The following is a 14,317-nucleotide window of genomic DNA, read 5'->3' on the forward strand; positions in this document are numbered from 1 at the left end:
AGGAGCACCCATGCGACCCGGCGATTCCCGACTCGGTGGCACCGCGCTGACCCTCGCCTACGACCAGCGCACCATTGCCGAGAACCTGACAGTGGCGGTGCCCGACAGGTCCTTCACGGTGATCATCGGCCCGAACGCGTGCGGCAAGTCGACGCTGCTGCGCGCCCTGTCCCGGATGCTGCGCCCCAGCGCCGGTGCGGTACTGCTGGACGGACGGGACATTCACGATCTGCCGGCCCGTAAGGTGGCCCGTACGCTCGGCCTGCTGCCGCAGTCGTCGATCGCACCGGACGGCATCAGCGTCGCCGAGCTGGTCGCCCGGGGTCGCTACCCCCACCAGGGGCTGCTGCGGCAGTGGTCCCGCGAGGACGAGCGGGTGGTCGAGGAGTCGATGGCCGCGACCGGGGTCGACGACCTCGCCGACCGGGCGGTGGACGAACTGTCCGGCGGGCAGCGGCAGCGGGTCTGGATCGCCATGGCGCTGGCCCAGCAGACGCCCCTGCTGCTGCTCGACGAGCCGACCACGTACCTCGACATCGCCCACCAGATCGAGATCCTGGACCTCTGCGCCCGGCTGCACGAGGAGCAGGGCCGCACCCTTGTCGCGGTGCTGCACGACCTGAACCACGCGGCCCGCTACGCCACCCACCTGATCGCCATGCGCGACGGCCGAGTGGTGGCCGCCGGGGAGCCGGCGTCGGTGGTCACCGCCGACCTGGTGGCGGAGGTGTTCGGGCTGCCCTGCCGGGTGATCGACGACCCGGAGACCGGCACCCCGCTGGTCGTCCCCGCGGCCCGACGCCGCGCCACCACACTGGCCCCGGAGCCGGCGTGAGCGAGCAGAGCGAGCGAGCCAACGGCGAGCGGCGTTTCCGCGACCCGTGGGGGGTTCCGCACCTGCGGGCCGACGACCCGATCGCGCTGGCGGCGGCGCAGGGCCGGGTGACCGCGTACGACCGGGCCTGGCAGATCGAGGTGGAACGGCACCGCGCCCAAGGCACCAGCGCGGCGTTCCTCGGCCCCGACGCGCTCGACTGGGACCGGTTCGTCCGGCAGGTCCGGCTCGACGACACCGCACGCCGCTGCCACGCGGCACTGGACGAGGCTACCGCCGAGTGGGTGGGCGCCTACGTGGACGGCGTCAACGCCGCTCTCGCCGCCGGGGCGGCCCGGTCACCGGAGTTCGCCGCCACCGGGCTGCGACCGGGTCGGTGGGAGCCGTGGACGCCGCTCGCAATCTGGCTGGGCCACCACATCCTGTTCGCCGGGTTCCCCGGCAAGCTCTGGCGCGAGCACGTGGCGCAGCGGCTCGGGCCGGACGCGGTCGACCTGTTCGCCACCGACGGGCCGGCCGTGGCCGGCAGCAACGGGTGGCTGCTCGCCGCCGAGCGCACCGGCACCGGGGCCGCGCTGCTCGCCGGTGATCCGCACCGGTTCATCGAGGATCCCGGCGTCTACCAGCAGATCCGGCTGGCCTGCCCGGAGTACGACGTGCTCGGGTTGGCGGTGCCGGGTGTGCCGGGCATCGCGCACTTCGGGCACACCGGTCCGGTGGCCTGGGCGATCACCAACGCGATGGCCGACTACCAGGACGTGTACGCGGAGCGGCTGCGCCGCGACGGCCCCCGGGTGCAGGCGCTCGGCCCGGACGGCTGGCGACCGGCGCACCGCCACGTCGAGACGATCGAGGTGGCCGGGGCCGACCCGGTCGAGGTCGAGGTGGTGGAGACCGATCGTGGTCCGGTGATCGCCGGCGGGCCGGACGACGAGACCGCCGTCAGCCTGCGCTACCCGCCCCGGGTCCGGGGTGACCTCGGTTTCGCGACGCTGCCGGAGCTGCTGCGCGCCCGCACCGTGGCCGATGTGGACCACGCGCTGCGGCACTGGGTGGAGCCGGTCAACGTGGTGCAGGCGGCGGACACCGCCGGAGGGCTGTTGCACCGGGTCGCCGGGGCGGTGCCGGTACGGCACCCGGAGAACGGCCGGCGGGTGGTCCCCGGATGGGACGCCGAGTACGCCTGGCAGGGCTGGCACGCGCCGATGCCCCGCGCCGAGGTGATCGGTCGGTCGGTGATGGCCAACGAGCGCGGGCTGGCGGCGCCACTCGGGGTGGAGTTCGCCCCACCGCACCGGGCGCATCGCATCGCCGAGCTGCTCGACGCCCGTTCGGCCTGGACGGCCGACGAGATGGCCTCGGTGCACACCGACACGTACCTGGGCGCGGCCGGGCCGCTGCTGACGGTCCTCGCCGAGTCGACGGGGCTCGGTCCGGCCGCCGCCGCGCTGCGTGAACGACTGCTGCGCTGGGATCGCCGGATGGCCGCCGACAGCACTGACGCGGCGACCTACGCCATCCTGCGGGCGGCTGTCGTACGCCGGATGGCCGCCCACCCGGCGTTGGCGGCGCTGGCCGAGCCGCCCGCGTACCCCGAGGTGTTCGCGCCCTGGCTGGCGCTGACGCCGCGCGTCGGTCACGCGCTGGAGCACCTGCTCGGCGCGACCCCGCTGCCCGGTGTGGACATCACCGCGCTGGTACGCGAGGCGGCCGAGGAGGTCGCCGACGCGGCGGCCGGGCAGGTGCCCTGGGGGGACCTGCACCGGCTGGCGCCGTGGCGGGCCCTGCCCGGCCCGGACACCGGGCCCGGCCCCCGGCTCGACGGTGACCACGACTGCGTGTTGGCCACCTCCAGCGTTCCCGGGGTCACCCACTGGTGCTTCCGGGGGCCGGCGGCGCGCTTCGTCTGGGACCTGGCCCGCCGCTCGGACAGCCGCTGGGTGGTCCCCCTGGGCGCCTGCGGGGTGCCCGGCGACCCGCACCGCGACGACCAGAGCGCCGCCTGGCTGGCCGGGGACCTGCTGCCGGTCGTCACGGAGTGGGACCTGCTCGCCGAGGAACTCCACTGACGGCACCGGCCGCCGCTCGGGGTGTTCGCGCACCCCCGGACGGCGGCCGGCCGCAGTGCTGTCAGCGCAGGCCGAACGCCCGGCTGATGCGCTGGCTCACGGTGTTGCCGGCGCTGTCCCGCGCCGTGGTGCGCAGGCTCACGAAGCCGGCCTTCGCCGGTGCGGCCAGCGAGGTACGCCAGCCGTCGCCGTGCCGGGTCAGCCGCTGCTTCTGCCAGGTCGCCCCGTCGTCGTAGGACACCTCGACGCTCACCGCGCCGATCGTGCCGGTGACGTCGGGCAGGTGGGAGGCGACAACGGTCAGCGGTGCCCGCCGCGACGCCCTGCCGGCGGAGTCGATGGCCACCTGGTAGTCCAGCTGGATCATCGGCAGCACCTCGGCCGACTCCTCCCCGGTGACCGCCGAGTGGAAGCCCCACTCGGTGCGGGTCTGCCGGGAGTACGGGTTGGTCCACGCGGCCCGGTCGTTCTCCACCACCAGCCGGTACGGCAGCCGCTGCCCCGCCAGCCCGGAGACCTGGAGGTACTCGGCGTTACCCCAGTTCAGCTCCTTGTCGCCCTGGTAGAGGGTGGTCCGGTTGACCATGTCGTAGTTCGCGTACGCCTCACCGATGTGCCCGCCTCCGTCGCCCCACCCGGGCGCGGGCAGGTAGACGGTGTCCAGGTACCGGACCGGCACGTAGCTGCCGCCCATCCGGGGGCGCTGGATCGGCCCGAACCAGGTGACGGCGCTCGGCTTGCCGGCCGGGTACGTGGTCACCGCCATCAGGTGCTGACCGGTCTCGCCGGCGATGAACGCGTCGTCGATCCACCGCTGGTCGGCGCTCACCCAGTCGGTGCGTCGGCCCTGCGCCGGGGCCGGCTCCTGGTTGCTCGACGCCCAGCCGCGCCAGACGTCGGTGCGGAACTCCAGTGCCTTGCCCTGCCGGTAGTTGCGGAACTCCACGTCGACCCGGGCCAACTGCCGCTTGGTGGGCCGGTAGGTGGGGTCGGCCGGCACCGTGCCGGTCCAGTGGTGCGCCACGTCGTACAGGTAGGTGGTCTCCGGGTGCGACTCGACGGCGAGCCGCAGCGCGCCCCGCTCCAGTGCGGCGATGAGCTGCCCACCCTCGTCGGCGCCGAGGGTTGCCACTGTGACCGGGGCCGGGCTCTCCGGGCTCCACGCCGCCTCGTCCCACGGCTGGAGCCGACCGACGCCGTCGTTGACCACGAGCAGCAGCTTCGCGCCGGCCGCCGCGGCGGCCTGCGCCTGGGTGGCGATGTCCACGCTGTCACTGCGGCGCACCACAACGGCCCGGTCCCGGACCGGACGCTTGGCCAGCCCCGCCGCCGACGCGTCGGTGACGTAGACCGCGTCCAGCTGGCGACGACCGGCCGGCAGCGCCGGGGTCGCCCGCTTCACCAACAGATCGTCGTACGAGCGACCGCCCGCCGAAACGGTCAACGCCGGCTGCTCCAGCCGCCACCGGGCGCCGAACTCGAACTCGCCGTCGGTCACCGGACGGCTCGTCGGCAACGCCCACATGCTGTCGTACGAGTCGTCGGGCAGCACCTGACTCTCGGTGAGACCGTTCTTCGTGGACCGGTGGATGTCCATCCGCAACGCGCTGGCGGTGGCCTCCTGCGGCAACCGGGCCTGCACCTGTCGGGCGGCGCGCGCGTCCAGGGTGACGGTGCGGTCGCGGTCCAGGTTCACGTCGGTGAAGCTGAGCATCGCCATGCCCTTGGAATGCGGCCCGTGCGCGCCGCGCACGTCCGTGGAGATCCAACCGTTCCAGCTTCCCACCGGCAGCCGCAGCGTGGCGGTGCCGCTCTCGGGCAGGTCCACGGCGGTGAACAGGGTGTCGGCGGTGAGGATGACCTTGCCGACGAGCGGCTTGCCGTCGCGGTCCTTGGCGACCAGCGTCAGGTTCTGCCGCTGGCCCTCCTTGCCGGCGCCGATCAGGGTGCGCCCACGCACCGCACCGGTGTCGTCGGTGGCGACGATCATGCCGCTGACCTGCTTCTCCACCGGCAGCTTGTCGTACGCGGCGGTCACCGTCACGGTGGCGGTGCCGCCGGTGGGCACGGTGACCCGGTCGGCGGAGAGCGCGAACAGTCCGGCCGGCGCGGTCGCCGCGTCGAGGGCCAGCTTCAGGTCGATCGACGCGCTGCCGACGTTGGTGTACGTGACCGTACGGTCGACGGTCGTGCCCGGCTGCTGCGGCCACGCCTGGAAGCCGGAGTAGGCGCTCGGGGTGGCGAAGACGGTGGCGTGCGCGGCGGCGACCGCGTCGACCCGGCCGGCACCTGCCTGGTACGGGGTGTACTCGGGCGTGGCCTTGACCGTGCTGACCAGCGCTTCCTTGATCCGCTGACCGGTCCAGTCCGGGTGCGCGGCGGCGACCAGCGCGGCCGTGCCGGCCACGTGCGGGGTGGCCATCGACGTGCCGCTCATCAGCGTGTAGTCGCCGGAGCCGCCGCGCACGAAGTGCGAGCGGGCCGCCAGGATGTCCACGCCGGGGGCGGTGATCTCGGGCTTGAGCCCGCCGTCGCCGGCGCGTGGCCCCTGGCTGGAGAAGTCGGCCAGGTGGTCGGTGTTGTCGACGGCGCCCACTGTGAGCGCGGAGTTGGCGGCACCCGGGCTGCCGATGCTGGCCGGGCCGCTGTTGCCGGCGGCGATCACGAAGAGGGCGCCGGTCTCGGCGCTGAGTCGCTCGACCGCCTGGCTCATCGGGTCGCTGCCGTCGGTGGCCTCACCGCCCAGGCTCATGCTGACCACCCGGGCCTTCTGCTCGCGGGCCGCCCACTCCATGCCGGCGATGATCCACGAGTTCTGTCCGCTGCCCTCGCTGTTGAGCACCTTGCCGATGTGCAGGCGGGCACCCGGGGCGACGCCCCGCTCGGCGCCACCGGACGCGGCGCCGGTGCCGGCGATCGTCGAGGCGACGTGCGTGCCGTGGCCCTTGTAGTCGAGGATATCGGGCTCCTCGGGCACGAAGCTGCTGGACTCGGCGATCTGGCCGACGAGATCCGGGTGTTCGGCGTCCGCACCCGAGTCGAGAACCGCCACGTCGACACCGGTGGCGGTGTTGCCCTCGGCCCACAGCTTCGGCGCGCCGATCTGCGCGGTGGACTCGGCCAGGTCCGCGTGCACCCGACCGTCCAACCAGACCTTGGCGATGCCGTTGGCCAGGGTCGGGGCGTCACCCGTACGCCGGGTCGAACCGGCGGTCAGCGCGGTCCAGAACCGGTCGGCGGTGGCACGCTGGCGGGTCAGCGCCGCGCCCTGCACGCTGTCCAACGGTCGGACCAGTTCCGCGCCGTCGACGGCAGGCCGGGTGCGGTTGCGGGCCGCCGCGTCGGTCATCGTGACGATCAGCGGAAGCGCGTCGGTGTGCGCGTCGTCGTAGCCGTCGGCGATGAGGTCGGTGACGTTGAACAGTTGCCGGTCCAGCAGGCCGCTGGTCACATAGGACAGCGCGGCGTCCGGGTAGACGTAGGTGTCGCCGTCGCGCACGGTGCGGTGGAAGCTGGGGGTGCTGCCGTCCGGCCGGCGCACTGTCGACACCGTGCTGCCGTCCGCCGCGGTGGTGACGGTGACCGTGTCACCGGTGATCAGAGTGACGGTGGACGCGCGTCCGGCGGCGGCCGGGGGTTGACCCGCCGGGCGGTCGGGGTTGTTCGGCGGGGCGGCGGCCGCTCCCGCGCCGGGTGGGGTGAACCCGGCCGCCAGGGTGAGGGCGGCGCCGAGGGCGATCAGCCCGGATCGGCGGCGCCGGTGAGACAGAGCCACGATGACCTCTTTGTGTCGAGAAGTGGTACGCACCACAGCATCGACGCAGAGCCCACACCAACCGCGTACCGCACCCCGACGCACTTACGCCATGGCGCAACCCCGCCACGCCTGCCCCACGTCGCGCCCCACCACCCGCGTCGATCTTGCACTTTCTGTCGCGACCAAAGCCGCGAATCAGGACGCATCGACAACCGCAAGTGCAAGATCGGCGGCGGCGAGGAGGGCGGGCAGGGGCGGGTGAGGGAGGGAGGGAGGCTAGGGGGTGGGGCGGGTCAGGGTGGCGAGGGCGTCCAGTTGCGTGGGGTCGGAGAGGGCGGAGCCGACGGCCACCACGCGTACGCCCGCTTGCAGGAACGCTTCTGCGTTGCCGGCGTCGAGGCCGCCGGTGGCGACGAAGCGCAACTGCGGCAGCGGGCCGGCGACGGCCTTGAACCAGGCCGGGCCGAGGGCGATCGCGGGGAACGCCTTGAGCCAGGTGAGGCCGTGCCGCAGTGCCTGTTGGGCCTCGGTGGGGGTGGCCACACCGGGCAGGTGCGGCAGGCCACGCGCGGCGGCGGCGTCGGCGACCGCGAGGTCCAGACCGGGCGCGACGGTGAACCGGGCGCCCGCGTCGGCCGCCGCGGCGACCTGTTCGACGTCGAGCACGGTGCCGGCGCCGACGATGCGGTCCCGCTCGGCCCCTGCCTCGACGGCGGCCCGCAGCGCCGGCACCGCGTCGGCGGTGGCCACCGGAACCTCCACCACGTCGATGCCGAGATCCCAGGCACGCTCGGCGAGCCGAACGGTTTCGGCGACCGGCAGGCCGCGCAGGATCGCCATCACCCGGGCGCCGCCGAAGATGTGGTCGAAGTCCGGTGTGGTCATGGTGCACTCCATCCGAGGTCGCGGTGGGACTGTTGCTGCTGGTCGGGTCGCAACCCGGCGGCCCGACTCAGGTCGTCGCGCCCGGGTCGGTCAGGTCGAGCGGCGACCAGGCGTCGGCGGGGGCGTCGATGAGTTTCTCGAACCAGGCCCACGGCGGGACGGGGGCGTTGTCGCCGCTGCTGGTCAACGCCTGCGCCGCGACGAGGTGACCGAGGCGCAACCGCCGCATCGGGTCGAGGCCGCGTAGCAGCCCGGCCAGGTAGCCGGCGGCGAAGGCGTCTCCGGCGCCGACCGGCTCCACCACCGTCACCCGGGGCGCGGGCACGAAAACCGGTTCGGCGTCGCGGGCCAGTGCGGTGGCGCCCACCGCGCCGTCCTTGACCACCACCGTCTCCGGATCGGGCAACAGCTCACGTACGGCCGTCGGGTCGGTGGTGCCCCAGAGGGTCTCCGCCTCGTCCTGCCCGACGAAGACGAGGTCGCAGCGGTTGGCGAGGTCGCGCAGCACCGGCGCGGCCTGGTCGGCGGACCACAGCCGGGCCCGGTGGTTGACGTCGAAACTGACCAACGCCTGCGCCAGCGGCCGGTCGGTCACCGCGTGCTCGACCAGCGCCCGACAGGAGGCGGACAGCGCCGGGGTGATTCCGGACAGGTGCAGCACCCGGGCACCGGCCAGCGCCGGATCGGCCAGCGTGGCGGGGTCCATCCGGGCGGCCGCCGACCCGGCCCGGTAGTAGTGCACGGCGGTCCCCTCCGGGCCCGGGTCCTTGACGTACAGGCCGGTGGGGGCGGCCGGGTCCACGCACACCTGGTCGACGCGGACGCCGGCGGCGGCGACGTGCCGGACGACGGCCCGGCCGAAGGGGTCGTCGCCGACCCGGCTCACCCAGGTCGTCAGGTGTCCCAGGCGGGCCAGGTAGCCGGCCACGTTGGACTCGGCCCCACCGACCGAGACGGCGACCCGCTCGGCGCGCTCCAGCGGCTCACCCGGCGCGGGGCAGAGCACCACCATCGTCTCCCCCACCGCTGCCACCTCTATCGACGGAAGGCCGGCCGGAACACTCGGCTGGTCAGGTCGGGCGGCGGTCGGCATCGGGCACACGTCCTCGGGGCGGGGGTGCTGGGCGTCGCCGAGCCTAGGTGTCCCGCGCGGGACGGGCAACCCGTCGCACGTCACACCTCGGCGCTCAGGGCAACGTCAGCCCGTACGCGGCCAGCACCTCCGCGATCGGCTGGTAGTAGGTGGTGCCGCCGGAGGTGCAGTTGCCGGTGCCGCCGGAGAGGATGCCGAGGATCCTGCCGGTGGAGGCCACGTAGAGCGGTCCGCCGCTGTCCCCCGGCTCGGCGCAGATGTTGGTGCGGATCAGGCCGTAGATCACGCCGGTGGCGTAGTTGACGGTCTGGTTGAGACCGGTGACGGTGCCGCAGCGCACGCCGGTGGTGCTGCCGCTGCGGCACACCGCCTGACCGATGTACGCGTTGCCGGGGCCGTTGATGGTCAGCAGGCCGGGGTAGGTGTAGACCGCGCTCGGGTGGGCGATCCGGCCGGTGTAGCGGATCAGCCCGTAGTCGTTGGTGGGGTAGCTGGTGGCGGTGCGGGTGCCGAGCACTGTGGTCTGGGCGCTGTCGGCGTACCAGGTGGCGGCGGCAGCGGTGCAGTGCCCGGCGGTGATCACGTAGTAGGTGCTGCCGCTGCGCGCGTTCGCGCCGAGCGAGCAGCGCGCACCACCGCCGCCGTAGATGCCCTGCCCGCCGGCGATCAGGGGACGCAGCGTTCCCGGTTCACGGCGCAGCAGCACGCCGGCCCGGTCGGTCACCGCCCGCAGTGCGGCCAGCTCGCCGGGGGCCACGGTGTCGTCGACGGTGAGGGTCATCCGGCCGGTGGCGGGGTCGAGACCCCAGGCGGTGCCCGCGGTGCGTACCCCGGTCAGCGTGGCCGTCGGGTCGGCGGCGGGCGCGGCGGCCCGGTCGGGGACGGCGGCCTGCGCCGCGCCGGGCGCGACGAGCAACAGGGCGGTCAGGACGAGGGCGACCAGCGGGGAGCGACGCATCCGAACCTCCGAGGAGATCGAGATTGATGGATGCGGTAAAGCATCGCCCGGCGCCCGACGCCGTGGCAACCTCCGGCCGCCCTCTTCCCCGACCGGCGGGAATCACCGATCCGGGGACGGCCTGTGTCGGGGCCGCCGATAATTCCTCGGGAGACGCGGCGGGAGGCCAGGCATGACCACCAAAGGGAATGCGGCGCTGGTACGCGGGCGGGACCAGTCGACCCGGGCGACACTGCTGGAGTTGCTCTTCGACGTGGTCTTCGTGGCCGCCCTCGCACTGACATCGAAACTGCTGTCCGAAGAGCTTTCCTGGTCCGGCGGCGCCAAGCTGCTGCTGATGCTGACCGCCGTCTGGTGGACGTGGTCGGTCACCACGACCACCACCGAGTTCTACGATCCGCAGCAACGCCCGATCCAGGCCATCCTGATGATCGCCATGGTCGGGTCGGTCGGGATGGCGGCATCGCTGCCGATGGTCAGCATCGGGCACCTGCTGCTCTTCGTGATCTCGTACGTCGGCACGCACGTGATTCGCTGCATCATCCTGGTCACCGCCCTGCACCGGCAGGGGCATCGGACGGCCCGGGAGCGGGCCACCCGGTTCCTCTTCTGGTTCACGGTGTCCGGTGTCTTCTGGGTCCTCGGCGCGCTGTCAGAGACGCCGAACTGGGGGCTCTGGGCGATCGCCATAACTATCGACCTGGTCGGCGGGGCGACCCGCTACCCCACACCCCGGCTGGGCCGGGTGCCGCTGGCGCAGTACGGGCGGACCACCGAGCACCTGGGCGAGCGGTACCAACAGTTCATCATCCTGGCCCTCGGCGACATCATCCTGTTGCCGACGCTGCAGGTCAGCCGGGGCCATCTCGATCACCTCCGGCTCGCCTCCCTGCTCTGCGCCTTTGCCACCATGCTGCTGCTCTGGCAGATCTATGTCTTCCGCGCCGGCGAGTTGTTGGTGGCGGCCGGGTCAAAGGGGGGCCGGGCGACGCGACTGGCCCCGTTCACCCATCTGGTCATGCTGGCCGGCGTGGCCGGCACTGCCGCTACCTTCGACCTGGTCGTCAGCAGGCCGACCGGAACGACGCCGGTGCCATGGCTCGTCCTGATCATCACCGGCCCCACACTGTTCGTGGTCGGCCGCGTCCTCTTCACCCTGGCGGTGTCGTGGGTCGTGCCATGGCGGCGAGTTGCCTGGCAGCTCCTGCCGCTGCTGGTGCTGCCGTGGGCCGGCGGTTGGCCGCCGGTGCTGGTGGCCACGATCGTGGTGCTCGGGTTGGCCGGTCACATCCTGTTTCCCGGAGCGGCCCGGGAGACCACGCCGGGCCTGCGGCTGCGGCAACCCGACGACTGACCCCTGCTTGTTCAGTGTCCACCGGCGCTCGCCGTGGCAACCCCGGCCGCCGCCCTTCCCCGGCCGGCGGGAATCGCCCGATCCGGGGGACGGGAGGCGCTCGCACCGCCGATAATCCTCGGAGACACGGCGGGAGGCCGGGCATGACCACCGGAGGCACCGCGGCACTGGTACGCCGGCCGGACGGTTCGACCCGCGCCACGCTGCTGGAGTTGCTCTTCGACGTGGTCTTCGTGGCCTCGCTCGCGCTGACCTCGACCCTGCTCGCGGAAGTCCACAACTGGTCCGACGCCCCGATGGTCCTGCTGATGCTGACCGCGATCTGGTGGACCTGGTCGGTCACCTCCACCACCACCGAGTTCTACGACCCGCAGCAGCGCCCCATCCAGGTCATCCTGATGGTCGCCATGGTCGGGTCGGTCGGGATGGCGGCATCGTTGCCGATGGTCTCCGACGGGCACGCGATGGTTTTCGCGATCTCCTACGTCGGCACGCACGTGATCCGCGGCGTCATCCTGGTCACGACGTTGCACCGGAAGCGACATCGGGCGGCCATGGTCCGAGCCACCCGGTTCTTCTTCTGGTTCGTGGTGTCCGGCGTCTTCTGGATCACCGGCGCGGTGTCCGGCACTGTGAACTGGGCCCTCTGGAGCATCGCCATCACGATCGACCTGGTCTCCGCAGCGGTCCGCTACCCCACGCCATGGCTGGGCCGGGTGCCCTTCGACCAGTACGAGCGGACCACCGCGCATCTGGGCGAGCGGTACCAGCAGTTCATCATCCTGGCCCTCGGCGACATCATCCTGGTTCCCACGCTGCAGGTCAGCCGGGGCCCGCTGGCCGGGCTCCGGGTCGCCGCGCTGCTCTGCGCGTTCGCCATCATGCTGCTGCTCTGGCAGGTCTACGTGTTCCGGGCCGGCGAGCTGCTGGAGGCTGGGGCCGGGCCGAAGTCGGGCCGGCCGGCGCGGGTGGCTCCGTACACCCACCTGGTGATGCTGGCCGGGGTGGTCGCCACGGCGGCCTCGTTCGACCTGGTCGTCACCCGACCGACCGGCACCACACCGGTGGGGTGGCTGTTACTGATCCTGGGCGGCCCGGCGCTGTTCGTGATCGGCCGCGCCCTGTTCACCCTGCTGGTGTCCATGCTCGTGCCGTGGCGGCGAATGCTCTGCCTCCCCCTGCCGCTGCTGACGCTGCCGTGGGCCGGCCGCTGGCCGCCGCTGCTGGTCACCGCGGTCGTGGCGCTCGCGCTGGCGGCGCACATCCTGGTACCCGGAGCGGCCCGGGAGACCACACCGGGCCTGCGGATGCGGCAATCGGACGACTGACCCCTGCTTGTTCAGGCGAAGTGTCGACCGGCCCATTCGGCGAGGTCCCGGGCGCACGCGTCCACCGACTCCTGCCAGGTCCGGGCCGCGCCCTCCCCCGCCTCGTCGCTGACCTGCTTGACCAGCCGGCACGGCACGCCGGCCTGCGCGGCGGCCCAGGCCACCGCGTACCCCTCCATGTCGACCAGGTCGGCGCGCTGCGCCAACCGGTCCCGCTCGGCGTCGTCGGCGACGAAGGTGTCACCGGTCGCGAGCACCGCGCCCTCGGCGGCCAGCGACAGCGGCGCCCCGTAGGTCTCGCCGGTGAGCGTGCGCAGCAGTTCGGTGTCCAGGTCGTGCTGGAGCACCGTGGCGACCTCGTGGATGCCGGCCCAGCCAGGGCGCAACGCGCCCGCCGTACCCAGGTTGAGCAGCAGGGTCGGGCGCGGCCCGGCGGCCAGCACCGCGGCCACCGCGCTGGCGGCGTTCACCTTGCCCATGCCGGTGAGCAGGACCGGCAGCTCGGGCGGCAGGTAGCGGGCCTCCTCCCCCACGGCAAGAACCACCAACGGGCGATCGGCGCGGACCGTACCTCGAAGATTCACCGGAGCATCGTACGAGCCGACCGGTGGGCCGCTGACGTCAGTCGTCGGTGAAGCGGTACACCACGAAGTCCTTGTCCGCGCCACAGGCGATCACGTGGGTGTTCCACGAGCAGGACGAGCTGCGCACGTCCTTCAGCTCACCCAACTCGTCGACCTCCCCGGACTCGGCCCACACGCCGGCGAGCACCCGGTTGTCCGCGACCATGCTGGGCGCCTTGGCGAAGACCAGCAGGTTGCCCGCGTCCAGGCGGACCGCCACCCCGCCCCGGTCCCGCAGCACCGGCTTGCCGGCGGCGTCGAAGACCGTGACGCTCGGCTCCGGCAACTCCCGCTGGGCGAGCACCTGCTCACCCAGCGGGACCAGGCCGGTCACGCCCGGAGCCGACCATTTGATCATGCGCTCACCCTCGGTGGCCGCCACCACCTCGGTGCGCGCGACGTCGTTGTTCGGCACCTGCAACAGGCAGGCCCGCCGCTCACCGCAGGCCACCAGCTCCTTCGGGCGGTACTCGTCGTTGCCGGAACGGTGCAGCACCACCGGCTCGGCGTCGGAACCCAGGTCGTACGCGAGCAGCTGGTAACCACCCTCGTTGGCGGCCACGTACAGGCGGTCCTCGTGGGCGACCACCAGGTCGTCGAGATCGGCGACGCTGCCCCACTGGCGCAGCACCGCGCCGGATGCCATGTCGAGCAGCCGCACCGACCGGTCCGCACCCACCTGGACCAGTCGCCGCCCCTTGCTCGCCCAGGGGTTGCGGGGCGTGCCGTCGAGGAAGGCCGGACCGCCCGCCGCCGCGTCGGTGCCTACCGGCCGGACCACGGTACGGCCACCGGCGTACTGGCCGCGGGGGTTGGGCTGCGTCCACTTCGCCGAGCCGTTGGTCAGGCGCAGGCCAACCAGCTCGTCGGCGGCCCGGTCCACCAGCACCACCGTGTCGTCGGCGAAGTAGACGTCGTCGTCACCACGCAGAACACGCTGCCAGCGCTGCTCGCCGGTACGACCGTCGAGGACCGCCAGCGGTCGGGGTGTGCTGTCGCCCGGTGCGTCGGCGAGGACCGCGACCCCACCGGGGACGGCGATGACCGCCTTCCAGTCGTCGGCCCGCACGTCGGTCTGCTCGCGCCACAACTCGCGGCCGTTGCCCGCGTCGACGGCAACCACCTCCAGCCGGTCGTCGGGCAGCGGGAACGCCAGGTAGGCCCGGTCGTCGAGCACCGCCGTCCACATGTCGACCGGCCGTTCGGCGCCGGCCGACGGCCGGGACAGCTCGCGCAGCGAGTCGAACGTCAGATCCGGGTAGCGGTCCCGGGTCAGGTAGAGCGTCGCCGCGGTGGCCACCCCGGCCAGGGCCAGCACCGCGCCGAGCACCACCCAGCGCGCCCGCCGCCAGCCTGTCGCGCCGCCCGGTGGGGTCGGGGTGGCGCCGGCCAGGCCCGGCCCGGGGGGCGGACCC

General features: G+C 73.2%; 10 protein-coding genes. 4 read left to right on the forward strand and 6 right to left on the reverse strand.

What is annotated here, in order from left to right:
• Window positions 1–10 precede the first annotated feature (10 nt).
• Window positions 11–835 (forward strand): ABC transporter ATP-binding protein, encoded by an 825-nt coding sequence (locus tag ABZ794_RS27970; protein ID WP_091398778.1) that lies wholly within the window; start codon window positions 11–13, stop codon window positions 833–835.
• Window positions 832–2,904 (forward strand): penicillin acylase family protein, encoded by a 2,073-nt coding sequence (locus ABZ794_RS27975; protein ID WP_357518352.1) that lies wholly within the window; start codon window positions 832–834, stop codon window positions 2,902–2,904. The genes ABZ794_RS27970 and ABZ794_RS27975 overlap by 4 nt, the downstream gene beginning before the upstream one ends.
• Window positions 2,905–2,965: 61 nt before the next feature.
• Here ABZ794_RS27975 and ABZ794_RS27980 read toward each other — a convergent pair whose 3' ends face one another.
• The 4 genes from ABZ794_RS27980 to ABZ794_RS27995 form a co-directional block, all read right to left on the reverse strand.
• A complete protein-coding gene (locus ABZ794_RS27980; RefSeq protein ID WP_357518354.1) occupies window positions 2,966–6,679 on the reverse strand; it encodes a S8 family serine peptidase in 3,714 nt (1,237 codons plus the stop codon).
• A 258-nt stretch (window positions 6,680–6,937) separates the two neighbouring features.
• The gene (locus ABZ794_RS27985) at window positions 6,938–7,546 is read right to left on the reverse strand and encodes a bifunctional 4-hydroxy-2-oxoglutarate aldolase/2-dehydro-3-deoxy-phosphogluconate aldolase (protein WP_357518356.1); all 609 of its coding nucleotides are present in this window, start codon (window positions 7,544–7,546) and stop codon (window positions 6,938–6,940) included.
• A gap of 67 nt (window positions 7,547–7,613) precedes the next feature.
• A complete protein-coding gene (locus ABZ794_RS27990) occupies window positions 7,614–8,570 on the reverse strand; it encodes a sugar kinase (protein WP_357518358.1) in 957 nt (318 codons plus the stop codon).
• Window positions 8,571–8,733: 163 nt separating this feature from the next.
• A complete protein-coding gene (locus ABZ794_RS27995) occupies window positions 8,734–9,597 on the reverse strand; it encodes a S1 family peptidase (RefSeq protein ID WP_357518360.1) in 864 nt (287 codons plus the stop codon).
• A gap of 172 nt (window positions 9,598–9,769) precedes the next feature.
• Here ABZ794_RS27995 and ABZ794_RS28000 point away from each other — a divergent pair, with 172 nt between their 5' ends.
• Together ABZ794_RS28000 and ABZ794_RS28005 are read left to right on the forward strand one after the other, a co-directional pair.
• Entirely contained in the window at window positions 9,770–10,951 is a 1,182-nt protein-coding gene (locus ABZ794_RS28000; protein WP_210786035.1) for a low temperature requirement protein A, read from the forward strand.
• 143 nt (window positions 10,952–11,094) lie between these two features.
• Window positions 11,095–12,279, forward strand: coding sequence for a low temperature requirement protein A (locus ABZ794_RS28005; protein WP_357518362.1), 1,185 nt, complete (start codon window positions 11,095–11,097; stop codon window positions 12,277–12,279).
• A gap of 11 nt (window positions 12,280–12,290) precedes the next feature.
• On the opposite strand, the gene ABZ794_RS28010 is transcribed toward ABZ794_RS28005, so the two are convergent.
• Window positions 12,291–12,863 carry a nucleosidase gene (locus ABZ794_RS28010; protein ID WP_210786033.1) on the reverse strand — a complete coding sequence of 191 codons (573 nt, stop codon included), beginning with the start codon at window positions 12,861–12,863 and terminating at the stop codon, window positions 12,291–12,293.
• 37 nt (window positions 12,864–12,900) lie between these two features.
• Window positions 12,901–14,317: PQQ-binding-like beta-propeller repeat protein (locus ABZ794_RS28015; RefSeq protein WP_357518364.1), on the reverse strand; the 1,417-nt coding region annotated here is incomplete at its 5' end.

This window comes from Micromonospora sp. NPDC047187, assembly GCF_040643355.1.
Classification (GTDB): Bacteria; Actinomycetota; Actinomycetes; order Mycobacteriales; family Micromonosporaceae; genus Micromonospora; species Micromonospora salmantinae.

Coding starts and splice junctions, on each gene's coding strand:
- ABZ794_RS27970 (WP_091398778.1), top strand. CDS start 11: ATGCGACCCGGCGATTCCCGACTCGGTGGCACCGCGCTGACCCTCGCC.
- ABZ794_RS27985 (WP_357518356.1), bottom strand. CDS start 7,546: ATGACCACACCGGACTTCGACCACATCTTCGGCGGCGCCCGGGTGATG.
- ABZ794_RS27995 (WP_357518360.1), bottom strand. CDS start 9,597: ATGCGTCGCTCCCCGCTGGTCGCCCTCGTCCTGACCGCCCTGTTGCTC.
- ABZ794_RS28000 (WP_210786035.1), top strand. CDS start 9,770: ATGACCACCAAAGGGAATGCGGCGCTGGTACGCGGGCGGGACCAGTCG.
- ABZ794_RS28005 (WP_357518362.1), top strand. CDS start 11,095: ATGACCACCGGAGGCACCGCGGCACTGGTACGCCGGCCGGACGGTTCG.